This is a genomic window from Pantoea sp. UBA5923 (assembly GCF_002431095.1).
Classification (GTDB): Bacteria; Pseudomonadota; Gammaproteobacteria; order Enterobacterales; family Enterobacteriaceae; genus Pantoea; species Pantoea piersonii.
In genome coordinates this window covers 30,608-52,614 of record NZ_DJDN01000081.1, presented here as the reverse complement: position 1 = coordinate 52,614, position 22,007 = coordinate 30,608, and the positions used below count along the sequence as shown (strand labels likewise).

General features: G+C 58.9%; 21 protein-coding genes. 6 read left to right on the top strand and 15 right to left on the bottom strand.

Annotated features, from left to right (window positions below; genetic code table 11):
• Positions 1-39: 39 nt before the first annotated feature.
• Complete coding sequence (metE, locus tag B3797_RS19140) at positions 40-2,310, bottom strand: 5-methyltetrahydropteroyltriglutamate--homocysteine S-methyltransferase (protein WP_311791904.1); 2,271 nt, start codon at positions 2,308-2,310, stop codon at positions 40-42.
• A 144-nt stretch (positions 2,311-2,454) separates the two neighbouring features.
• On the opposite strand from metE, the gene metR reads away from it, so the two are divergent.
• Both metR and B3797_RS19130 read left to right on the top strand, forming a co-directional pair.
• On the top strand, positions 2,455-3,381 hold the full coding sequence (metR, locus tag B3797_RS19135) for an HTH-type transcriptional regulator MetR (protein WP_311791903.1): 927 nt from the start codon (positions 2,455-2,457) through the stop codon (positions 3,379-3,381).
• A 56-nt stretch (positions 3,382-3,437) separates the two neighbouring features.
• Positions 3,438-3,920: a DUF1456 family protein gene (locus tag B3797_RS19130; RefSeq protein ID WP_311791902.1), complete on the top strand. Its 483-nt coding sequence runs from the start codon at positions 3,438-3,440 to the stop codon at positions 3,918-3,920.
• 55 nt (positions 3,921-3,975) lie between these two features.
• Here the strand turns inward: B3797_RS19130 and B3797_RS19125 are convergent, their stop codons facing one another.
• On the bottom strand, positions 3,976-4,830 hold the full coding sequence (locus B3797_RS19125; RefSeq protein ID WP_120457902.1) for a carboxylate/amino acid/amine transporter: 855 nt from the start codon (positions 4,828-4,830) through the stop codon (positions 3,976-3,978).
• 326 nt (positions 4,831-5,156) lie between these two features.
• Here B3797_RS19125 and glpT point away from each other — a divergent pair, with 326 nt between their 5' ends.
• Positions 5,157-6,500: a glycerol-3-phosphate transporter gene (glpT, locus tag B3797_RS19120; protein ID WP_311791901.1), complete on the top strand. Its 1,344-nt coding sequence runs from the start codon at positions 5,157-5,159 to the stop codon at positions 6,498-6,500.
• A 34-nt stretch (positions 6,501-6,534) separates the two neighbouring features.
• Here glpT and yigL read toward each other — a convergent pair whose 3' ends face one another.
• Both yigL and pldB read right to left on the bottom strand, forming a co-directional pair.
• Complete coding sequence (gene yigL / locus B3797_RS19115; RefSeq protein WP_311791900.1) at positions 6,535-7,335, bottom strand: sugar/pyridoxal phosphate phosphatase YigL; 801 nt, start codon at positions 7,333-7,335, stop codon at positions 6,535-6,537.
• Between the two features lie 51 nt (positions 7,336-7,386).
• A complete protein-coding gene (pldB, locus tag B3797_RS19110; protein WP_311791899.1) occupies positions 7,387-8,370 on the bottom strand; it encodes a lysophospholipase L2 in 984 nt (327 codons plus the stop codon).
• A gap of 115 nt (positions 8,371-8,485) precedes the next feature.
• Here pldB and rhtB point away from each other — a divergent pair, with 115 nt between their 5' ends.
• Positions 8,486-9,109, top strand: coding sequence for a homoserine/homoserine lactone efflux protein (rhtB, locus tag B3797_RS19105; protein WP_120457911.1), 624 nt, complete (start codon positions 8,486-8,488; stop codon positions 9,107-9,109).
• 143 nt (positions 9,110-9,252) lie between these two features.
• On the opposite strand, the gene rhtC is transcribed toward rhtB, so the two are convergent.
• Genes rhtC through pldA form a run of 3 tightly spaced genes read right to left on the bottom strand, consistent with a single transcriptional unit; the run spans position 9,253 to position 12,613 of the window.
• Complete coding sequence (gene rhtC, locus B3797_RS19100) at positions 9,253-9,876, bottom strand: threonine export protein RhtC (protein ID WP_311791898.1); 624 nt, start codon at positions 9,874-9,876, stop codon at positions 9,253-9,255.
• A 12-nt stretch (positions 9,877-9,888) separates the two neighbouring features.
• Entirely contained in the window at positions 9,889-11,715 is a 1,827-nt protein-coding gene (recQ, locus tag B3797_RS19095) for an ATP-dependent DNA helicase RecQ (RefSeq protein ID WP_311791897.1), read from the bottom strand.
• A 25-nt stretch (positions 11,716-11,740) separates the two neighbouring features.
• On the bottom strand, positions 11,741-12,613 hold the full coding sequence (gene pldA, locus B3797_RS19090; protein ID WP_311791896.1) for a phospholipase A: 873 nt from the start codon (positions 12,611-12,613) through the stop codon (positions 11,741-11,743).
• Between the two features lie 186 nt (positions 12,614-12,799).
• Between pldA and B3797_RS19085 the strand changes: the two genes are divergently transcribed.
• Positions 12,800-13,270, top strand: a complete 471-nt coding sequence (locus B3797_RS19085) for a thioesterase family protein (RefSeq protein WP_120457922.1) — start codon at positions 12,800-12,802, stop codon at positions 13,268-13,270.
• Positions 13,271-13,317: 47 nt separating this feature from the next.
• Positions 13,318-14,229, top strand: a complete 912-nt coding sequence (gene rarD, locus B3797_RS19080; protein WP_311784268.1) for an EamA family transporter RarD — start codon at positions 13,318-13,320, stop codon at positions 14,227-14,229.
• A 170-nt stretch (positions 14,230-14,399) separates the two neighbouring features.
• On the opposite strand, the gene corA is transcribed toward rarD, so the two are convergent.
• The 8 genes from corA to B3797_RS19040 form a co-directional block, all read right to left on the bottom strand.
• Entirely contained in the window at positions 14,400-15,353 is a 954-nt protein-coding gene (corA, locus tag B3797_RS19075; protein ID WP_033754593.1) for a magnesium/cobalt transporter CorA, read from the bottom strand.
• Between the two features lie 298 nt (positions 15,354-15,651).
• Positions 15,652-17,814, bottom strand: a complete 2,163-nt coding sequence (gene uvrD, locus B3797_RS19070; RefSeq protein WP_311784267.1) for a DNA helicase II — start codon at positions 17,812-17,814, stop codon at positions 15,652-15,654.
• Positions 17,815-17,912: 98 nt separating this feature from the next.
• Positions 17,913-18,629, bottom strand: a complete 717-nt coding sequence (gene yigB / locus B3797_RS19065) for a 5-amino-6-(5-phospho-D-ribitylamino)uracil phosphatase YigB (protein ID WP_311791895.1) — start codon at positions 18,627-18,629, stop codon at positions 17,913-17,915.
• Positions 18,626-19,528 (bottom strand): tyrosine recombinase XerC, encoded by a 903-nt coding sequence (gene xerC, locus B3797_RS19060; RefSeq protein ID WP_311791894.1) that lies wholly within the window; start codon positions 19,526-19,528, stop codon positions 18,626-18,628. Before xerC ends, yigB begins: the two co-directional genes overlap by 4 nt.
• Positions 19,525-20,229, bottom strand: a complete 705-nt coding sequence (locus B3797_RS19055; RefSeq protein ID WP_126690476.1) for a DUF484 domain-containing protein — start codon at positions 20,227-20,229, stop codon at positions 19,525-19,527. Before B3797_RS19055 ends, xerC begins: the two co-directional genes overlap by 4 nt.
• Positions 20,226-21,050 (bottom strand): diaminopimelate epimerase, encoded by an 825-nt coding sequence (dapF, locus tag B3797_RS19050; protein WP_311791893.1) that lies wholly within the window; start codon positions 21,048-21,050, stop codon positions 20,226-20,228. Before dapF ends, B3797_RS19055 begins: the two co-directional genes overlap by 4 nt.
• Before the next feature lie 29 nt (positions 21,051-21,079).
• The gene (gene lptM / locus B3797_RS19045; RefSeq protein WP_311784263.1) at positions 21,080-21,298 is read right to left on the bottom strand and encodes an LPS translocon maturation chaperone LptM; all 219 of its coding nucleotides are present in this window, start codon (positions 21,296-21,298) and stop codon (positions 21,080-21,082) included.
• Between the two features lie 134 nt (positions 21,299-21,432).
• On the bottom strand, positions 21,433-22,007 hold a 575-nt coding region (locus B3797_RS19040), incomplete at its 5' end, for a class I adenylate cyclase (RefSeq protein ID WP_311791892.1).

Genomic DNA, 22,007 nt, shown 5'->3' with positions numbered 1-22,007 from the left:
GGGCGCACAGCGCCCCAATATCAACAACACACAGCAAAATCAGGCGGTTTCGCCGCGCAGTTTCCTCGCCGCTTCCACCATGTTCGCCAGCGCCTGACGGGTTTCCGTCCAGCCGCGCGTTTTCAACCCGCAGTCCGGATTAACCCACAGACGCTCACGCGGAATGCTCTGCGCCGCTTTACGCAGCAGGTTTTCCATCCACTCAACGCTCGGCACGTTGGGCGAATGAATATCGTAAACGCCGGGGCCGATTTCGTTCGGATACTCAAAGGCTTTAAAGGACTCCAGCAAATCCATATCGGAGCGCGAGGTTTCGATGGTGATAACGTCCGCATCCAGCGCCGCGATAGCATCCATGATGTCGTTAAACTCGCAGTAGCACATATGGGTGTGGATCTGCGTGTCATCTTTCGCCACGGCGGCGTTAAGACGGAAGGCGTCTACCGCCCACTTCAGATAGGCGGCCCAGTCAGACTGGTGCAGCGGCAGACCCTCGCGCAGCGCCGGTTCATCAATCTGGATAATGCCGATGCCCGCCGCTTCGAGATCTGCCACCTCGTCGCGCAGCGCCAGTGCGATCTGCTTCGCAATGGTTTCTCGCGATACGTCTTCGCGCGGGAAAGACCAGCAGAGAATAGTCACCGGGCCAGTCAGCATCCCTTTTACCGGCTTGTCAGTAAGCGACTGCGCGTACTTCGCCCACTCCACGGTAATCGGCTGCGGACGGCTAACGTCGCCGATAATGACCGGCGGCTTGACGCAGCGCGAGCCGTAGCTCTGTACCCAGCCGTTTTGCGTGAACACAAAGCCGTCGAGGTTTTCGCCGAAGTACTCCACCATGTCGTTACGCTCGGCTTCGCCGTGAACCAGCACGTCAAGACCCAGACGCTCCTGCTCGAGGATCGCCTGCCTGATATGTTCCGCGATGCCGGTGCGGTAGTTGCCGCCGTCGATGTTGCCTTTCTTGAAGTCGAGACGCAGACCGCGAATTTCAGGAGTCTGCGGGAAGGAGCCGATGGTGGTGGTCGGCCAGGCGGGCAGATTAAAGCGGTTGCGCTGCTTGCTGGCGCGTTCGGCATAGGGGCTTTGACGCTCGGTATCCTGTGCGGAGATCGCCGCCAGACGCTTACCGACCGCGGCATTGTGCACGCGGCTGGAGTGAGCGCGGTTGCGGATCGGCGCGCTCCAGGACTCCAGCGAGGCCGCATCGTTGTGGTTGAGCGCATCGCTCAGCAGCTTCAGCTCGCCGCATTTTTGCAGCGCGAAGGCGAACCAGCTTTTCACTTCGTCATCAAGGCGCGTCTCAACGCTCAGATCGATTGGACTGTGCAGCAGCGAACAAGAGGAGCCGATCCACAACCGGTTGCGCTTGCCGACCAGCGGCTGCAGACGCTCGAACCAGCGGCTCAGATCGGCGCGCCATACGTTGCGGCCGTTGATGACGCCAAGCGACAGCAGCCACTCCGCGGGCAGCTGCTGATTGAGCTGGTCGATATCGTCGTGACCATGCACCAGATCTACATGCAGCCCCTGCACCGGCAGGTCGCGGATCACGTCAAGATTCTGGCCGATGCTGTCGAAATAGGTGGTCAGCAGCAGCTTCACGTTGCCCTGCAGCGCGTTATAAGCGGGTTTGAACGCGTCGCGCCACGCCTGCGGCAGTTCCAGCGCCAGCGCAGGCTCATCAATCTGTACCCACTCAATATCGCGTTTTTTCAGCTCGGCCAGTACCTGCTGATAAACCGGCAGAACGGCATTCAGCAGCGACAGACGATCGAACGGCTCGCCTTTGACTTTGCCTAACCAGAGCCAGGTCACCGGGCCGAGCAGGACGGGTTTCACCTTATGGCCCAGCGCCAGCGCTTCGTCCACTTCGTCCAGCAGCTGCGTCCAGGTCAGTTTGAACTGCTGGCCTTTAGTGAACTCCGGCACGATGTAGTGATAGTTGGTGTTGAACCATTTGGTCATCTCGCCGGCGGCGGCCGGTTCGCCGGTTGGCGCGCGGCCGCGCCCAATGCGGAACAGGGTATCGAGATCGACGGAGCCGTCTCTATTCTGATGGCGCGCCGGTACGTTGCCCAGCATCAGGCTGGTGGTCAGCACATGATCGTACCAGGCGAAATCGCCGACCGGCACCAGGTCAACGCCCGCCTCCTTCTGCTGCTGCCAGTGACGGGCGCGCAGCTCGCGGCCCACGGCCAGCAGCTCTTGCTGAGTGGCGTTGCCCGCCCAGTAGCTCTCCTGCGCTTTTTTCAGTTCACGACGCAGACCGACGCGGGGAAAGCCAAGGGTATGGTTCAGAATAGTCATTTGCTCTTCTCCAGTAGTCTCTCTCTTAGGCTTCGCCTGGAAGCCAAAGGATGTTTAGCCGTCCAGATGTTTACACCGCTATATTCTGCGGGTAGTGTATGTTCCTCAAGCGCAAATTGTTCAATCTCGATGTGAAGGACTCTCATGATCGAACTCAAGCACCTGCGGACGCTTCAGGCTCTGCGTAATACTGGCTCGCTGGCCGCCGCCGCCGCGCAGCTTCATCAGACGCAATCCGCGTTGTCTCATCAGTTCAGCGATCTCGAACAGCGGCTGGGATACCGCCTGTTCGTGCGTAAAAGTCAGCCGCTGCGCTTCACGCCGCAGGGCGAGATCCTGCTACAGCTGGCGGAGCAGGTGCTGCCGCAGATTCAGCAGGCGCTGCAGGCGTGTCACGAGCCGCACCAGGCGACGCTGCGCATCGCGATTGAGTGCCACAGCTGCATACAGTGGCTGACGCCCGCGCTGGATAATTTCCGCAAGAGCTGGCCGCAGGTGGTGATGGATTTCAAATCGGGCGTTACTTTCGACCCGCAGCCTGCGCTGCAGCAGGGCGAACTGGACGTGGTGCTCACCTCGGATATCCTGCCGCGCAGCGGCCTGCACTACACGCCGATGTTCGATTTCGAAGTGCGGCTGGTGCTGGCGCCGGATCATCCGCTGGCGCAGGTCGAACACATTACGCCGGAGGAGCTGGCGCAAGAGGTGTTGCTCATCTATCCGGTACAGCGCCAGCGGCTGGATATCTGGCGGCATTTTCTTCAGCCGGCGGGCGTCAGCCCGGCGCTGAAAAGCGTCGACAACACGCTGCTGCTGATTCAGATGGTCTCGGCGCGCATGGGTATCGCCGCGCTGCCGCACTGGGTCGTAGAGAGCTTTGAAAAGCAAGGATTGATCGTGACGAAAACGCTGGGCGAAGGTTTGTGGAGCCGTCTCTATGCCGCCGTTCGTGACGGCGAGCAGCGTCAGCCGGTGCTGGAAGCCTTTATCCGCTTTGCGCGCCAGCACGCCTGCGAACATCTGCCGTTCGTGCGCGATGCCGCGCATCCCGGCGCGATTTTGCAACGCTGAGCCGCAATTTCCCCTATAATGCGCAGCCTGTTAAACGACCATGAGAAAATCTCACCATGACCAATAACGATATTTTGCGCAGCGTGCGCTTTATGCTGGATTTAAGCGATACAAAAGTGGTGGAGATTTTCGCACTGACCGACTGTGAGGTCGCGCTGAGCGACGTACAGGCCTGGCTGAAAAAAGAGGATGACGTCGCCTATAAGGCGCTGCCGGACGTGCTGATGGGCTACTTTCTCAACGGCCTGATTTTCTTCCGCCGCGGCAAAAGCGAAGATGCGCCCGCGCCCTCAATCGAGCGTCGGATGAACAACAATATCTTTATGAAAAAACTGCGTATCGCTTTCGATCTGAAGACCAGCGATATTCCGGCGGTGCTGGCTAAAGCCAACTTCTCGGTTTCCCAGGCTGAAATAGGCGCGATTTTCCGCAAGCCGGATCACAAAAACTATCGCGAATGCGGCGACCAGATTATGCGGAATTTTTTGAAGGGTCTGACGCTGACGCTGCGCCCAACGCAGGCGGCGAAATCAAAATAATCCCAACCTCAGTCAGGGCGTGAAGCCTGTCTGGCCCCTGCCCTGACTGCCGGCGCTAGTTATTGCGTACTACCCAGCGCTTATGCACATACAGCGAGGCGAAAATCACCAGCGCCCCGGCGATAAAACTGGGCCAGTGCGGCTTCTGCTGCCAGATAGCCAGGTTGACCAGCAGCCCCGCCGGAACGTGCATATTGTTCATAATGCCCAGCGTGCCCGCATCCACCTGCGTGGCGCCGTAGTTCCACATAAAGTAGCCCAGCCCTGACGCCGCCACGCCCAGCCAGACCAGAATGCCCCACTGTAGCGAGGTGGTCGGCAACTTCGCGGCGTTGCCCCAGAGACACCAGGCGATAATCGCAATCAGCACCGCGCCGAGATAAAACCAGGAAAAGGCGGTGTGCTGCGGCATTGGCCGGGTTTCCTGAAGACGCTTGTAACCCACCATGCCTACGGCAAAGCAGATATTCGCCAGCTGCACCAGCAGCAGACCCAGCCAGAAATGATCGCTGACCTTGTCATAGCGAATAATCGCCGCGCCCGCGACCGCCAGCAGCGCGCTGAAGGCGTAGCCGATACGCAGCGGCCGCTTGCTGATCAGATCATAAATCAGGGTGACATAGAGCGGCGTCATGACGGTAAACAGCAGGAACTCCGATACGCTGAGGTAAAGGTAAGCCTCGAAGCTGATCAGATACATGATGCCAAGCTGAAGCATGCCCACCAGCATATAGAGCAGCAGCGTGGACGGACGGTAGCCGCGCCAGCGCAGAAAGGGTAAAAACACCAGCGCCGCCAGCGCCAGGCGCATCAGGACAGAGAACCAGGTATCTACCTGCCCCGCCAGATATTCTCCGATCAGGCTAAACGAAAAAGCCCAAAGAATGGTGGTAACGATCAGTAACAGCACAGCGTCAATCCTGAAAAAAGAGAGAGGCGGCTAGTGTAATCAATGTCCTCTGCGCACGCGGCGCTTTCTGGTTGACAACTGTTCACAAATAAGACGCTTAGCGTACATTGCACCCGGTCGTTTTATCAGCCAGGCGCGTTTAACACCTTTGTGTGAATTTAACTCAGCGTGATTGTCATAAAAGTGTAACAAATGTGTCAACTGTCACAGCCAGCATGCGCGAAAAACGCCACAATTAACGCGAAAAAGAACATGACGGCGCAACCTCTGGGCATATCCGCTCATTTCCAATTCTTATAACGACAATACCGCCTGGGAGGGCAGCTATGCTGAGTATCTTTAAACCCGCGCCTCATCGACCGCAGGTAGCGGACGATCAGGTTGATCCTTTATATCGCCGCCTGCGCTGGCAGATCTTCTTCGGGATCTTCTTTGGCTACGCCGCCTACTATCTGGTACGCAAAAACTTCGCGCTGGCGATGCCCTATCTGGTAGAGCAAGGCTTCTCGCGCGGCGATCTCGGCTTTGCGCTTTCCGGCATTTCGATTGCGTACGGCTTCTCGAAATTCATTATGGGTTCGGTCTCGGATCGCTCTAATCCGCGCGTCTTCTTGCCTGCCGGGCTGATCCTCGCCGCCGCGGTAATGCTGATAATGGGCTTCGTGCCCTGGGCGACCTCCAGCATTATGGTGATGTTCGCCCTGCTGTTTATTTGCGGCTGGTTCCAGGGTATGGGCTGGCCCCCCTGCGGACGCACGATGGTGCACTGGTGGTCGCAGAAAGAGCGCGGTGGCATCGTCTCGGTGTGGAACTGCGCCCATAACGTCGGCGGCGGCCTTCCGCCGCTGCTGTTCCTGCTTGGTATGGCCTGGTTCAGCGACTGGAAAGCGGCGCTTTATATGCCCGCTTTCGCCGCCATCGCCGTGGCGCTGATCGCCTTTGCGCTGATGCGCGACACGCCGCAGTCCTGCGGGTTGCCGCCCATTGAGGCGTACAAAAATGACTACCCGCCGGACTACAGCGCCACACATGAAGAGGAGCTGACGGCGAAGCAGATTTTCACCCAGTATGTGCTGCCCAATAAGCTGCTGTGGTATATCGCGCTGGCCAACGTCTTTGTCTATCTGCTGCGCTACGGCATTCTCGACTGGTCGCCGACCTATCTGAAAGAGGTGAAGCACTTCACGCTGGATAAGTCTTCCTGGGCCTACTTCTTTTACGAGTACGCCGGGATCCCCGGCACGCTGCTGTGCGGCTGGATGTCGGATAAAGTGTTCAAGGGGAACCGCGGCGCGACCGGCGTCTTCTTTATGACGCTGGTGACCATCGCCACGGTAGTCTACTGGTTTAATCCGGCGGGCAATCCCGGCGTGGATATGGCCTGTATGATCGTGATCGGCTTTTTGATTTACGGCCCGGTGATGCTGATCGGTCTGCATGCGCTGGAGCTGGCGCCGAAAAAAGCGGCGGGCACCGCAGCAGGCTTTACCGGCCTGTTCGGCTATCTCGGCGGATCGGTCGTGGCCAGCGCCATTGTGGGCTATACCGTTGACTTTTTCGGCTGGAACGGCGGCTTTCTGGTGATGGTGGTGGGCTGCGTACTGGCGGTGATCCTGCTGCTGTTAACCATGATTAACGAACGCAAACACAAGCAGCAACTGGCGTCATAGCTAAAGGGGCCGGCATCGCGCCGGCCCTTTGCCGTCAGGATAAAAACAGCGTGCGCAGCGTATGCGGCACAGCGTCTTCCGCATTGCTGCCAATCACTTCCAGTTCAGGCAGCGTATCTTTCAGCCGCTGATGGGCGTTGCGCATAATGCAGCCTTTGCCTGCCATGCTCAGCATCTCTACATCATTCATGCCGTCGCCGAAGGCGATACACCCTTTTAGCGAGTGCCCAAGCTGTTTCGCCACCGCTTCCAGCGCGTGCCCTTTCGACACGCCACCCGCCATCACCTCCAGGCAGGTAGGCAGCGAAAAGCTGACGTTGACGCGATCGCCCCAGCGCGCCTGCAGCGCCAGCTCAAGCGGAATGAGCGCGTCGGGATCGTCGCTGGTGAAAAAGACCTTACTGATATTATCGCCGGGCAGCATGCCTGGCTCATAAACCTGATAAGTGAATACGGACTCACGAAAATAGTCCTGTTCCGCCGGATGGGCGCGGCTCATAAACCACTCATCGTCGCGGTAGACGTGCGTCAGGATCGCGGGACTGGCGTAGTGCAGCTCGTAAAGCTCCAGCGCGATATCTTCGTCAAGATTGTGGCTGAACACCAGCTCGCCCTCGGCATTGTGCACGCGCGCGCCGTTAGAGGTAATCATATAAGCGGGAATGCCCAGCTTGTCGCGCATCTGCCCCACGTCGATGTAATGACGTCCGGTAGCGAAAACAAAGTGGATATCGCGCGCCACCAGCTGTTGCAGAATATCGTGGGCGTAAGGCGTCAGGCGATGTTCAGGAGAGAGCAGCGTGCCATCCAGATCGGATGCGACGATTTGAAACATGAAAACCTCAGGTATTGTTTTAGGCCGTAGCCGGTAAGGTAGCGATTCGAATTACGGGTGCGCCTCGAAAAAATCGACCAGCGCGTTGAGCGCCTCAGCGCGCATGGCATCTTTTTCAAACAGGATTTCATGGCGCGCTTCTTTAATCAGGCGCGTCTCGCATCGATGACCCGCCTGCGCCATCGCCGCGCAGAAGAGATCCTGCGAACGGTTATCCACTACGCGGTCGTCGCCTGCCTGCAGCAGCAGGATCGGCGTAGTGATAGTGTTTGCCACGCTCAGGATATTGCGCCCGGCATGGATGCCTTCGCGCACCCAGTGATAGGTCGGGCCGCCCACGCGGATAGCGGGATCGTCAGCGTAAAAGCGCAGGCTGCGGCGGTAGCGCTCCGCGCTGTGCGTCAGGCGATTGATGCCGAACGGATGAGCGCGCCAGCGCCCGGTGCCGAGCGCATACCCATCGCGGATCGCCGGTCGCTTTTCCGCCCAGTCGAGGATGCGGTTCGCCAGGAACGAGGGCATCGGCAGCGCGATGCCGAACATCGGCGCCACCAGCGTTACGGCGTGAAACGCCTGCGGCTGACGCGCCAGAAACAGTGCCAGGATCGCGCCGCCCATCGAATGCGCCAGCGCGTAACGGCGCTGGTAATGTCCGCCGACGATCTCTTTCAGGTAGAGAGTCTCTAAATCATCCACGTAGTGCGTGAACTCTACAACATGGCCGCGATGGGTATCCTGCAGCAAACGATCGGAACGTCCCTGCCCGCGATGATCGAGGATCACCACGTCAAAGCCGCAGTGAAACAGGTCATATGCGAGTTCAGGATATTTGACGTAGCTTTCAATACGTCCAGGTACGATAAGGATAACGCGCTTATGTTGCGGTGCAGTGAAACGCACATAGCGCAGCGTGACGTTTTCCACGCCGATAAATTCACGCTCTTCGCGGCGGTGCCAGAAGTCGAGCAGCGGACCGTGTGCGAAGGCAGCAAAGGCTTTTTCGCGATTGAGCCAGCTCGCTTTATGTCGTTCCATCCAACCCCCTGCAGATGCGCGATTAAAGAGTAACAGGCCGCGCATGCAGCCCGTAGCGCCGCGCTTGTTTCTGGCGTATTGTGTCACATTTCCGCCCAGACAGGGAGCGCAACCCATGACCACTGAATGGTGGCTGACCTACCTTCTTACCACCACTATCCTCAGCCTTTCGCCTGGCTCCGGCGCGATTAATACCATGAGCACCGGCATCAGCCACGGCTATCGCGGCGCGGCGGCCTCTATTAGCGGTCTGCAGCTTGGGCTGGCGATTCATATTGTGCTGGTGGGGATCGGTCTGGGGGCGCTCTTTTCGCAGTCGCTGCTGGCGTTCGAAATCCTTAAGTGGGCGGGCGCGGCCTATCTGGTGTGGCTCGGCATTCAGCAGTGGCGCTCTGCAGGCGCGATCGATCTGGATGCGGTAGCCAAAGCGATGCCGCGCCGTCGTCTGTTTAAGCGGGCGGTGCTGGTGAACCTCACCAACCCGAAAAGTATCGTGTTTCTCGCCGCGCTGTTTCCGCAGTTTATCCTGCCGCACCAGCCGCAGGCGATGCAGTATCTGGTGCTCGGCGCGACCACCATTGTCGTCGATATTATCGTGATGATTGGCTATGCCACTTTAGCCACACGCATTGCCGCCTGGATTAAGGGGCCGAAGCAGATGAAGCTCTTGAACCGTATTTTCGGCGGATTGTTCATGGCGGTCGGCGTGCTGTTAGCCAGCGCCAGAAAAATCGCATAAAGATGTAACGAGAGCACCAGGAATAACAGCCGTCGGCGGCGCAGTCAGATTTCGGGCGGACAGCGCGCAGTCACCGCAGCGTACTTTGAGTACGTGAGGATGACGAGCACTGCCCAACCGCAAGCTGGCCAGTAAGCCAGGCTCTAGCGTGAAAGGATAAGGTGAATGCCGAAACCGGCGAATAACACGCCCGCCACGCCATCAACCCATTTCGCCGCGCGCTGATACTTGTCGCGCATCCACGGCAGAGCGAAAATCGCTGCCACCAGCGTAAACCATGCAAAGGTTTCGCCAACGATCAGCAGAAACAAGCCCCAGCGCTCCAGCGAGCCGACGTCGTTGCCGACGAACAGCGAGAATACGCTGCCGAAGTAGATAATCGCTTTTGGATTGGAGAGGTTAGTAAGAAAGCCTTTCAGAAAGCTTCTGCCCTTTTTCGGCAACTCTACCACCGGGGCATTCTGTACCGGCTGTTTATGGCGCTGACGCGCCGAGCTGAGCAGCTGCCAGCCCATCCACAGCAGATAGAGACCGCCGCCGATCATTATAATCTGATGCAGCCACGCCATTTTCTCCAGGATCAGGTGCAGACCCATCAGCGCGACGCCCGCCCAGATAACGATCCCCAGCGTAATGCCCAGTACGCCCATCATCGCCTCTTTGCGCGAGCGGCTGGCAGCGGTTTGCGAAACGAAAAAGAAGTCCGGGCCAGGGCTCATCAGCGCAACCAGATGCACCAGCGCGACCGTAGCAAATAACATCAGCATGGGTAGTATCCTTTACTCTTCATCAAGATGCTCTTTGATCATTACCAGGAAGGGTTTGCCAAAGCGCTCCAGTTTGCGGTGGCCGACGCCGTTGACGCTCAGCATCTCCGACGCAGTGACCGGCATCTGCTCTGCCATCTCAATCAGCGTGGCGTCGTTAAACACCACGTAGGGCGGAATGTTCTCCTCGTCGGCAATGGCTTTACGCAGCTTGCGCAACTTGGCGAACAGTTTACGATCGTAATTGCCGCCGTAAATTTTCGGCGAGCTGCTGCTCTTCGGCTTCGCCGCGTTCAGACGCGGCACCGCCAGCATCAGCGGCACTTCGCCGCGCAGCACCGGGCGCGCTGCTTCCGTCAGCTGCAGCGCGGAGTGCATGGCGATATTCTGCGTCACCAGCCCAAGATGGATTAGCTGGCGCAGCACGCTGATCCAGTGTTCATGGCTCTGCTCGCGGCCGATGCCGTACACCGGCAGCTTGTCATGGCCCTGCTCGCGGATGCGCTGGTTGTTAGCGCCGCGCAGCACTTCCACTATATAGCCCATGCCGAAACGCTGCCCGACGCGATAGATGCTGGAGAGCGCTTTCTGCGCCTCGACCAGGCCATCGTAACGCTTTGGCGGATCCAGACAGATATCGCAGTTGTCACACGGCTGCTGGCGCCCTTCACCGAAATAGTTAAGCAACACCAGACGGCGGCAGGTTTGCGCTTCGGCGAACGCGCCCATAGCGTTGAGCTTATGGCGTTCAATATCCTGCAGCGGGCCTGGCGCTTTCTCTTCCAGGCATTTGCGCAGCCACGCCATATCCGCCGGATCGTAAAGCATCATCGCTTCGGCCGGCAGCCCGTCGCGTCCGGCGCGACCGGTTTCCTGATAGTAGGATTCGATATTGCGTGGAATATCGAAGTGCACCACGAAGCGCACGTTGGGCTTGTTGATGCCCATACCGAACGCGACCGTCGCCACCACGATCTGCAGATCGTCGCGCTGAAACGCCTCCTGCACGCGCGCGCGCTGCGCGCTGTCGATACCCGCATGATAGGCGCCAACGCTCAGCCCGCGGCTTTGTAGACGCGCGGCGGTGTCTTCCACTTTGGCGCGGCTGTTGCAGTAGATAATGCCGCTCTTGCCGCGCTGATCCTGAACGTAGCGCAGCAGCTGCTCGGTGGGCTTGAACTTTTCCACCAGCGTGTAGCGAATATTGGGACGATCAAAACTGCTGATCTGAATCAGCGGGTCCTGCATATGCAGCAGGTGCACAATGTCGTTGCGCGTGGTTTCGTCGGCGGTGGCGGTCAGCGCCATGACCGGCAGCTGCGGGAAACGCTGGCGCAGCTGGCCCAGCGCGCCATATTCGGGACGGAAATCGTGACCCCACTGCGAAATACAGTGCGCCTCGTCGACCGCCAGCATCGCAGGCTGCCAGTGCGCCAGGCTCTCAAGGAAGTTGTCCATCATCAGACGCTCAGGCGCGATATAGAGCAGCTTGACGCGGCCGGTGCGGCAATCCGCCATTACCTGCTGCTGCTGCTCGCGCGTCATGGTGGAGTTGAGGCACGCCGCCGCCACGCCGTTCGCCAGCAGCTGATCCACCTGATCTTTCATCAGCGAGATCAGCGGCGACACCACCAGCGTCAGCCCGTCTTGCACCAGCGCGGGGATCTGATAGCAGAGCGATTTACCGCCGCCGGTGGGCATAACGACCAGACAATCCCGACCGCTCAGCGCCGCATTGATAATGGTTTGCTGACCGGGACGAAAATGCTGATAGCCGAAGGTATCCTGCAATACCTGCTGCGCCAGCGACTCCTGATTATGTACTACCGAGATTGCCACTGTATTCCTGTTGTTTTCCGGAGAGTCAGAACAGATCGTTTAGCATGACGCCGACGCCGACACGCGTCTGGCGATGGTTGTAGTCGATAAGCGACTCGCCATAACCGCTAAACACCTGGGTATAGAAACGAACGTGTTCGCTGATGGGATAGCTCCAGCCCAGCGTCGCGCCGCCAAAACCGGTGTTCCAGTTGTAGTTGCCTTCCACGCTGAAGATATTGTCGCCGGCGATATAGCCCAGTTTAAGACGGTAGTAGCCCATATATTTAGTAATATCCGGGTTATCGTCTTCACTGTCCGGTATGCGATACCAGGGTTTTACTTCGGCGAGGAAGTTACCGTTCTGCGCCATCAGGCGCGCGTAGACGCGGTTCCAGCTGCGCGAAGTTGGATCGCTGCGGCCGTTGGACTGGTGATTGAAGCCCATTTCAACATCGCGCAGCGTCCAGCCGGCGAAGTCATAATCCGTAGCCCAGCCGAGGAAAATCTGCGGCTCGTAGTTGGTTTCGCGAAACGGCGACGATTCGCCGCGGTTCGACAGCTGCCACCAGGAGCGCTGCGTATAGGAAGCCGCCAGTACGGAGTTATCCCCCAGAATACCGCGCCACAGCGGAAACGCCAGACTGAGCTGAAATTTCACTTCATCTTTACGCGCATTATCTGCCCAGTTATATGAGGAGATCGCCTCTTTATTCAAGTCGCTGGTGTAGGTGTAGAGCAGATAGTTGCTCTCATACGGGTAGAGCACAAACGGATTGTCGTGCTTCTCCAGCAGGTTGGCGATAATGCTGCCGCGCACCTGAGGGGTGTCGTGGACATCTTTAACGGTGGCTTCCTCAGCCAGCGCCAGCGCAGGAAATAACAGGGCGGCTGCTAACGAGGCGCGATGCTTGCGCATAACTTTCTCCGATGAAGGCTGCGTGTCAAATGAATGGGGAGTCATAAAAAGGAGGCCATTCTACACGCAAAATGCGGTGAAGATGAGCGCTGATTTCTGAAACTGGAAACCCCTTCGCGCGCAGCTTAGAATACACAACTCGTTAACATTTCGCGCCCTTAACGGCGTGTTCGCAGGAATATCGTCATGTCATCAGTGCTGTTGTCTCAGCATGAAGCCCGCCGGATGGTGGGCGAAATCTTTGTTTATCATATGCCCTTCAACCAGGCGCTCGGCCTGGAGCTGGATCGGCTGGAGAGCGACTACGCTGAAATCAGCTTCGCCAGTAAAACCATGCTCATCGGCAATGCGGCGCAGCAGATCCTTCACGGCGGCGTTATCGCCTCGGTGCTGGATGTCGCCGCCGGTATGGTCTGCGTCAGCAACGCCCTGACGCGCGCGGAAACCATTAGCGAAGAGGAGCTGCGTCAACGCCTTTCGCGCATGGGCACCATCGATATGCGCGTTGACTATCTGCGCCCTGGCCGCGGCGAACGCTTTACCGCCACCAGCAGCCTGCTGCGCGCCGGAAATAAGGTGGCGGTGGCGCGCGTCGAGCTACATAACCAGCAGGGCGACTATATTGCCACGGCGACGGCGACCTATTTGATTGGTTAATCGCGGACGCCATGCGAGAATCGACCTTTTGCGGATGCTTTCTATCTATGGATACGCAACAAACTCGCCAGGGCATAGGCTTCGCGCTCGGCGCCTACTTTATCTGGGGCATCGCTCCGGCCTACTTCAAGCTGGTCAAAACCGTTCCGCCGACAGAGATCATGACGCACCGCGTGATCTGGTCAGCACTCTTTATGCTGGTGTTGATTAGCCTGAGCCGCAGCTGGGGACAGGTGCGCAGCGTGCTGGCGCAGCCGAAGAAGGTGCTGCTGCTGGCGCTGACCGCCGTAACCATCGGCGGCAACTGGCTGCTGTTTATCTGGGCGGTGAATAACCAGCATATGCTGGAAGCGAGCCTCGGCTACTTTATCAACCCGCTGATTAACGTGGTGCTCGGCATGCTGTTTCTGCGCGAGCGCTTTCGGCGATTGCAGTGGCTGGCGGTAGCGCTGGCGACCATCGGCGTGCTGGTGCAGCTGTGGAAGTTCGGCTCGGTGCCGCTGATCGCGCTGGGCCTGGCGTTGAGCTTCGCCTTTTATGGACTGGTGCGCAAAAAAATTCAGGTCGATGCGCAGAGCGGCATGCTGATTGAAACGCTGTGGCTGTTTCCGCTGGCGGCGATCTATCTGTTCGGCGTCGCCGATACGCCAACCAGCCACCTGAGCGCCAATCCGCTGAGTCTGAACCTTAAGCTGGTCGCGGCAGGCATCGTGACGACGATTCCGCTGATGCTATTTGCCGCCGCCTGTACGCGGCTGCGTCTTTCCACCGTCGGCTTTTTCCAGTACCTCGGCCCGACGCTGATGTTCCTGCTGGCGGTGCTGTTTTACGGCGAGACCATTACGCCCGACAAGATGGTGACGTTTGGCTTTATCTGGCTGGCGCTGGCGGTGTTTATTTTCGATGCGGTGGTGGCGACGCTGCGTAGCCGACGCGCGATAAAGCAGCGGGTTATTTAATCCAACCGCGCGTAAAAATGTCAAAACGCGAATGACACAGGCCCAAAAGCAAAGCGTCCCGCGCCAGGGAGGGCGCGGGACGCGCTGGCAGAAATGCCGTTTTTGCGTCTCTTGGCGAGCGGTTCTTGCTGTTCGCGTAAGCTCCGGATTCTCCGTCCGCTGATGAACGATTACAGCCAGTTCTTGCGCTTAAAGTAGAGATAAGGCGCCAGACCGGCGAGGATCATCAGGCCAATCGCCGCGGGATAACCAAAGCTCCACTTCAGCTCCGGCATAAATTCAAAGTTCATGCCGTAGCTGGAGGCCACCAGCGTCGGCGGCAGGAAGACAACCGACACCACCGAGAAGATCTTGATAATGCGGTTCTGCTCGATGTTGATAAAACCCATCGCCGCCTGCATCAGGAAGTTGACCTTCTGGAACAGCGATTCGTTATGCGGCAGCAGCGACTCGATATCGCGCAGGATCTCGCGCGCCTGCTCCAGTTGGTTGTTCGGCAGACGCGCCTTGCGCACCAGGAAATTAAGCGCGCGCTGGGTATCCATCAGACACAGCCGCACCTTCCAGCCGATATCTTCCAGCTCGGCGAGACGCGACAGCGCCTGGTCATACTCTTCGCCCTGCTGCCCTTCCATAATCACGCGGCTGAGCTTCTCCAGCGCGCTATAGATGTTCTCGATCTCATCCGCCAGCTGTTCGATTTTAGTCTCAAACAGATCCAGCAGCAGTTCGAAGGCGTTGCCGTCGATCAGCGTCTGATTGCGGGCGCGCATACGGTAAAGGCGAAACGCAGGCAGCTCGCGCTCGCGCAGCGTATAGAGTCGCCCTTCACGAATGGTGAACGCCACGGTGGAGTTGCCGGCGTGGTCTTCCGCATCTTCATAAAAGAAGAAAGAGTGGATATGCAGCCCGTCTTCATCTTCGAAGAAACGCGCCGAGGCTTCGATATCCTCCAGCTCCGGACGCGTAGCCAGGCTCTGGCCCAGCTCGCTCTGCACGCGGTCGCGCTCGCCCTCTTCCGGCTCGATCAGATCGACCCAGACCGAGGTGGTCAGTTTGTCGTTTTCGTCTTCCAGCTCCAGACGCGTCAGGCGGCTGCGATCCAGTTTAAATGCGCTCAGCATAGCAATACTCCCCATTGCAGACTTAATGGGACAAGGCCGCTGGCCAGTCGGCCACGGCAAACGCCTGAACACGGAAACGCTCGTTCAAAAGGTGAATCAGTGCTGACTCATGCGACGGGATAAAAAAGGGAGGTCGCTGATAACCGCTAAGGCTACCAGCAAAAAGAGGTAGCCTTAGATGTTATTCCTGGTAACCAGGTGACTGAGCCAGCATCGACTGGGCGTGTCCAAGGCATTGTCCTCTCTTGATAATAGTGCGCGCATGTTACGCTGAGACGAAAAAGTCGTCAACCGGTGACTAAGCAGTTTCCAGCTTCGCATAGGCGGCCACCAGCCACTTGATACCCTGGCCCTGAAACGCCACCTGAACGCGGCTGTGCTCGCCGCTGCCTTCCAGATTGATAATGGTGCCTTCGCCGAATTTCGCATGCTTCACGCGCTGTCCCAGCGAAAAGCCGCTGTCGCTTTTCGAGACCGGCGTGCCCATACGCTGATGGTTGACGGGACGGCTAACGCTGGCGCGCAGGCGTACCTCTTCAATGCACTCTTCCGGTAGCTCGCCGATAAAGCGCGACGGCCGGTGATAGACCTCTTTGCCGTAGAGGCGTCGCGTCTCGGCATAGGTCAGCGTCAGCTTCAGCATGGCGCGCGTCACGCCGACATAGGCAAGACGACGCTCCTCTTCCAGACGCCCGCCCTCATCCAGCGACATCTGGCTTGGGAACATCCCCTCTTCCATACCGACGATAAAGACCTGGCTAAACTCCAGCCCCTTGGCCGAGTGCAGCGTCATCAGCTGCACCGCGTCCTGCCACTTATCGGCCTGGCCTTCGCCCGCCTCCAGCGCAGCGTGCGACAGAAACGCCTGCAGCGGCATCAGATCTTCGTCTTCATCCTGGTAGCTGAACTGGCGCGTCGCCGTCACCAGTTCCTCAAGGTTTTCAATACGCGCCTGGCCCTTTTCGCCTTTCTCCTGCTCATACATAACCCACAAGCCGGAATCTTTAATCACGCGGTCGGTTTGCACATGCAGCGGCATTTCAGCGGTTTCGCTCGCCAGCGAATCGACCAGCTCGCAGAAGCGCTGCAGCGCCGAGGCCGCACGCCCTGCCAGCGCTTTGGTTTGCAGCAGTTCGCGCGTCGCCTGCCACAGCGTCATCTGCCGTTCGCGCGCGGTCTGGCGCACCACGTCGAGCGTGCGATCGCCTACGCCGCGCGTCGGCGTATTGACCACGCGCTCGAAGGCCGCATCGTCGTTGCGGTTGGCGATCAGGCGCAGATAGGCGAGCGCGTCTTTAATCTCCTGACGCTCGAAGAAGCGCATGCCGCCATAAATGCGGTACGGCATGCTGCTCTGCAGCAGCGCCTCTTCCAGCACGCGCGACTGGGCGTTGCTGCGGTAAAGAATGGCGCAGTCCTGCAGGGCGTTGCCGTTCTCCTGCCAGGTTTTGATACGGTTGACCACAAAGCGCGCTTCGTCCAGCTCGTTAAAGGCGCAGTAGATCGAAATGGGATCGCCGTCGGTGCCGTCGGTCCACAGCTCTTTGCCGAGACGGCCATTGTTATTGGCAATCAGGGCGTTAGCTGACTTCAGAATGTTATTGGTAGAGCGATAGTTCTGCTCAAGGCGAATGGTTTCTGCCGCCGGGAAATCCTGCAGGAAACGCTGAATGTTCTCGACCTGTGCGCCACGCCAGCCATAAATCGACTGATCGTCGTCGCCGACGATAATCACGCGGCCGCTGTCGCCCGCCAGCATGCGGATCCAGGCGTACTGAATGTTGTTGGTGTCCTGAAACTCATCCACCAGAATATTGCTGAAGCGTTCCCGATAGTGATTGAGAATATGCGGCTTATGCAGCCATAGCTCATGGGCGCGCAGCAGCAGCTCGGCGAAATCGACCAGCCCGGCGCGATCGCAGGCTTCCTGATAGGCCTGATAGATGCGCAGCCAGGTCTGCTCTACTGGATTGCCATAGCTTTCAATATGTTTCGGGCGCAGCCCTTCATCTTTTTTGCCGTTGATGTACCACATGCCCTGACGCGCGGGCCACTGCTTCTCATCCAGATTCATCGCCTTAATCAGGCGTTTCAGCAGGCGCAACTGATCTTCACTGTCGAGGATCTGAAAATCCTGCGGCAAGCCAGCGTCGAGATGGTGGGCGCGCAGCAGACGATGCGCCAGACCGTGGAAGGTGCCGATCCACATGCCGCCCTGGCTGGTGCCGATCAGCTGCTCGATACGGTGGCGCATCTCCGCTGCCGCTTTGTTGGTAAAGGTCACCGCCATAATGGAATAAGGCGAGCAGTTCTCCACCGACAGCAGCCAGGCGATGCGGTGCACTAGGACGCGTGTTTTTCCGCTGCCCGCGCCTGCCAGCACCAGCAGGTTGCCGCGCGGCGCCGCCACGGCTTCGCGCTGTTTGTCATTCAAACCGTTGAGCAGATCAGAAACGTCCATAAGCACCGTTCACTAAAGAAAACAAAAAGCGAACCCTGAATCATTCGGCTTGCAGCAAGGCGCATGACTCAGGGTACGACTGGATAAATCTACAGCCATTATAACAGTGAGGTCAGGGATGCCAATCGCGAAATTTCCACATGCGGCACCAGGCGCGCATCGGCAATGTGCATCAGGTTGCCGCCGCGCAGATTGATCCAGCACGCCTGCATACCGCAGCGCAACGCGCCAGCCACATCGGTGGTCAGATCGTCGCCTACGTGCAGGATCGCTTCCGGCGCGAGGCCGAGACGCTGCGCGGCGAGATGGTACATATCCTGATAAGGCTTCGCGCGGCCGTCCGGCCCGGCGCGCAGCGCGAACTCAAAATAGTCGGCGATACCGAGCTGTTCCGGACGCGCGTTGCCGTTGGTGATCGCCACCAGCGGGACTTTTTCGCCGAGCGCTTTGAGCGTCTGATGCGTCTCTTCCGGCATCTCTACCTGACTGCGCCAGTGATGGAATACGCTCATGATCTCTTCAGCACCGGTCGTCGCTTCCTGCGTCGAAAGACCGACGTTCAGCAGCGCCAGCTCGACCGAGCGTCGACGCCACTCTGAAACGTCGTGGTAAATATCCGGCTCGCGCGCCAGCAATTCGTCGCGCAGCTTCTGATAGTCCAGCGGCGTAAATTCGCGCAGCGACGGATGCCAGGCCTGCAGGGCGGCGTGCGCTTCAGCGGTGGTTTTGCGGATCACGGGATAGTTGTCGTAGAGCGTATCGTCGAGATCGAAAGTGATAGCCTTAATGGCGCGTAACGGACGGTAAAACTTCATTCGTTCTTTCCTCGTTTGGCGCGGGGATGCGCAGCATCATACACCGTCGCCAGATGCTGGAAATCGAGATGGGTATAGATCTGTGTCGTAGAGAGATTGGCGTGGCCCAGCAGCTCCTGCACTGCGCGCAGATCGCCGCTCGACTCCAGCAGATGGGTGGCGAAGGAGTGACGCAGCTTGTGCGGATGGATGTGGCTGGCGACGCCCTGTTTAACGCCCCATTCGGCGAAACGCTTCTGCACGTTACGCGCCGAAATCCGGCGTCCGCGGCTGGAGAGGAACAGCGCGTCATCCTCGCCGCCGAAGCTGGCGCGCAGCGGCAGCCAGCGCTCCAGCCAGGCAACGGCGGTGCGGCCGATCGGCACGCGACGCTCCTTGCTGCCTTTTCCTACGACCCAGACTTCGCCCGCCTCAAGATCGACGTGGCGGCAGTCCATATTAACCAGCTCCGACAAACGCAGCCCGCCGCCGTACATCACCTCCAGCATCGCGCGGTCGCGCACCGCCAGCGGATCGTTAAGGTCGATCTCCAGCAGCTGATTGACCTCATCGACGTCAATATTCTTCGGCAGGTGACGCGCGTTGCGCGGCGTGGTGACGCCTTTAGCGGGATTGGCGGAGAGCCGGCCCTGGCTGACCTGCCAGTCGAGAAAACTGCGCAACGCCGAAAGCCGCAGCGCGAGGCTGCTGGCGCCTAAACCGGCGCGGCGACTGCGTGATGCCATGCTGCGCACCTGTGCAGGCTCCAGCTTCGCCCAGTCGTCCAGCTTCATCTCTTCGGCCATCATCGTCAGCGCCGCCAGCTGGCGCGCGTAGTTCTCCTGCGTCAGCGGGCTGAGCTGGCGCTCAACCTTGAGGTAGCGCAGGAATTCATCGACGACGGCCAGGAGCGCGCTCATGCGCGTTCTACCCAGCGCGACAGCAGTTCCGGCATCATCTGCGCCAGATGCTGCAACAGCAGCGTGCCCATACCAGCCTGATAGTGCTGGCTGTCGCGGCTGCTGAAAATCAGCACGCCCAGTTCGCCGCGCTCGCCCATAAGCGACATCGCCACCGAACCGATCGCCTTGGCCTGCGGCAGCAAGAGCAGCAGTTCGGGACCGTTCAGGCTGCCGAGAAAATGGTGCTGCTGACCGAAACGCTGGATGCGCAGCGGTTCAAACGCCTGACGCGACAGGCTGAGCTGCACGAACTCAGAGGGGGCGCCCAGCCGCCACTGGTCGGCAAAGAGGCGCAGGTTAGCGCCGGCCAGCCCCAGCTCGCGCGCCCAGCGTTGCAGGCGATTAAGCATCTCCTGCAGCGAATCGGCCGCCGCCAGATGTCCCTGCAGCGCCAGTAGCCGATCGAACAGCTCATGGTTGGCGCTGGCCTGCTCCATCAGCAGCGTGATCTCTTCCTCCAGCCGCTGAATATGGTTGCGCTGGCGCGCCATATGCCACTCCACCAGCGACACGCTGCCGCGTACCGGATGCGGCACCGCCATCTGTTCGACCTGGCGGGCGTTGCGGATAAAGAAGTCAGGATTTTGCTGCAGATAATCGTTAACGGCCTGATCGTCCAGCAGGAGAGTATTATCAGCCTGCTCTTCGATATTTTTCATAAATGAATAAACCCATCGTATACGTGTGTGGCGGGTCCGGTCATAAACAGCGGCTGACCGGCTCCTTTCCAGGCGATATGCAGCATGCCGCCGGGCAAATCGACGCGCACCTTCGGCGACAGAATGCCCTGCTGAATGCCGCAGGCTACCGCGGCGCAAGCGCCGCTGCCGCACGCCTGGGTTTCGCCCGCGCCGCGCTCGTAGACGCGCAGGCGAATATGCTCCGACGACACCACTTCCATAAAGCCGACGTTGACGCGTTCGGGAAAGCGCTCGTGGCTTTCCAGCGCCGGGCCAAGCGTTTCGACCGCGGCGGTCTGCACGCTGTCAACCTGGATCACGCAGTGCGGATTGCCCATGGATACCGCGCCGAACATCACCGTCTGTTCGGCGACGCGCAGCAGATAGAGATTTTCCGCCTTATTGGCGCGGAACGGCACCTGCTGCGGCTCGAAGTCAGGCTCGCCCATATTGACGCGCACCAGTTCGTCCGGCGTCACGCTCAATACCATGCGGCCGGTCTGGGTGCTGACGCGGATCTCGCTTTTGTTGGTCAGGCCTTTCAGCCGCACAAAGCGGGCAAAGCAGCGCGCGCCGTTGCCGCACTGCGCCACTTCGCTGCCGTCGGCGTTGAAGATGCGGTAGTGGAAGTCGAGATCGGGATCGTAAGGTGGCTCGACGATCAGTAGCTGATCGAAACCGATCCCCAGATGGCGATCCGCCAGCCGGCGAATCAGCTCCGGCGAGAAAAAGACGTTTTGCGTCACGGCATCCACAACCATGAAATCGTTGCCGAGTCCGTGCATTTTGGAGAACTGCATTTTTTGCTCCGCCGGGTGCGCCATTACAATTATTCTGCTGTCATGCTGGCGTTGCCGCCGCTCACCAGTCCACGCGTATCCGCCTGCGCCGCTCGCTGTTGCTGCTGCTTTTTCTGCTGCTCAGCTTGCTGTGGGGTTTGCGTTTTCGGCTGGTTAGCGGGCGGGAAGTAAAGCGGTCCTTTTAGTCCACAGCCTGCCAGGCTCGTCAGCGCCAGCGCCATTGCCAACAGGCTTTTTACTCTCTTCATCTCTTCTGCTCTTTTGTCCTTAACCTGGTTGCTTATCATCGCAGTTGAAGATGGAAAAGCAACAGGAAATCCCCGCAATTCGCGTGCGCGCGGTGACAGTTCGGCAAGGAAAGGGCCGCGCGGCGAACGCGGCGTCAGTGTACCTGGTAGCGCGGCTGATAGTCGCCGTTGTCGTTATCCGGCTGCGTGGCGCAGAGCTGGGCCAGCGTCTGGCTGCGGAACGGGATAACCTGGAAGCGTTCGCCGGTATTTACGATCTGGTAGAACTGCGGCAGGTTAAAGTTGATAAAGCTGGAGCCGTAGGTAAAACGATCGTGCGAAGAGGAGTAAAAACGGCTGACGTCGCGCACCAGCTCCTCTTTGCTGCCTTCGCAGTGGTGATAGACCTCGACGCGGTTGGTTTCATCCAGAATATAGATATTGAAACCCTGCTCGTCGGTGGTGTCTTCGAAGAAGAACTGAATAATGCCTTCGCTGGCGTAGCCGTTCACCACCGGCGGCAGCGGCGTCTGGTTCGACTCCACTTTGATCGACAGGCCGTGCAGCTTGTTGTTGGAGATCGCGCCGTAAAACTCCACGGCATTTTCCAGCTTCTGTACCGAGACGCTCATGCGCTCAAAGAAGAGTCCCCACGTCTGGCCAGCCATGCGCAGCGCCTTAAAGCGGCCCGGCTCCTGACGCGTGCTGGAGAGACGCAGCTCAATGCATT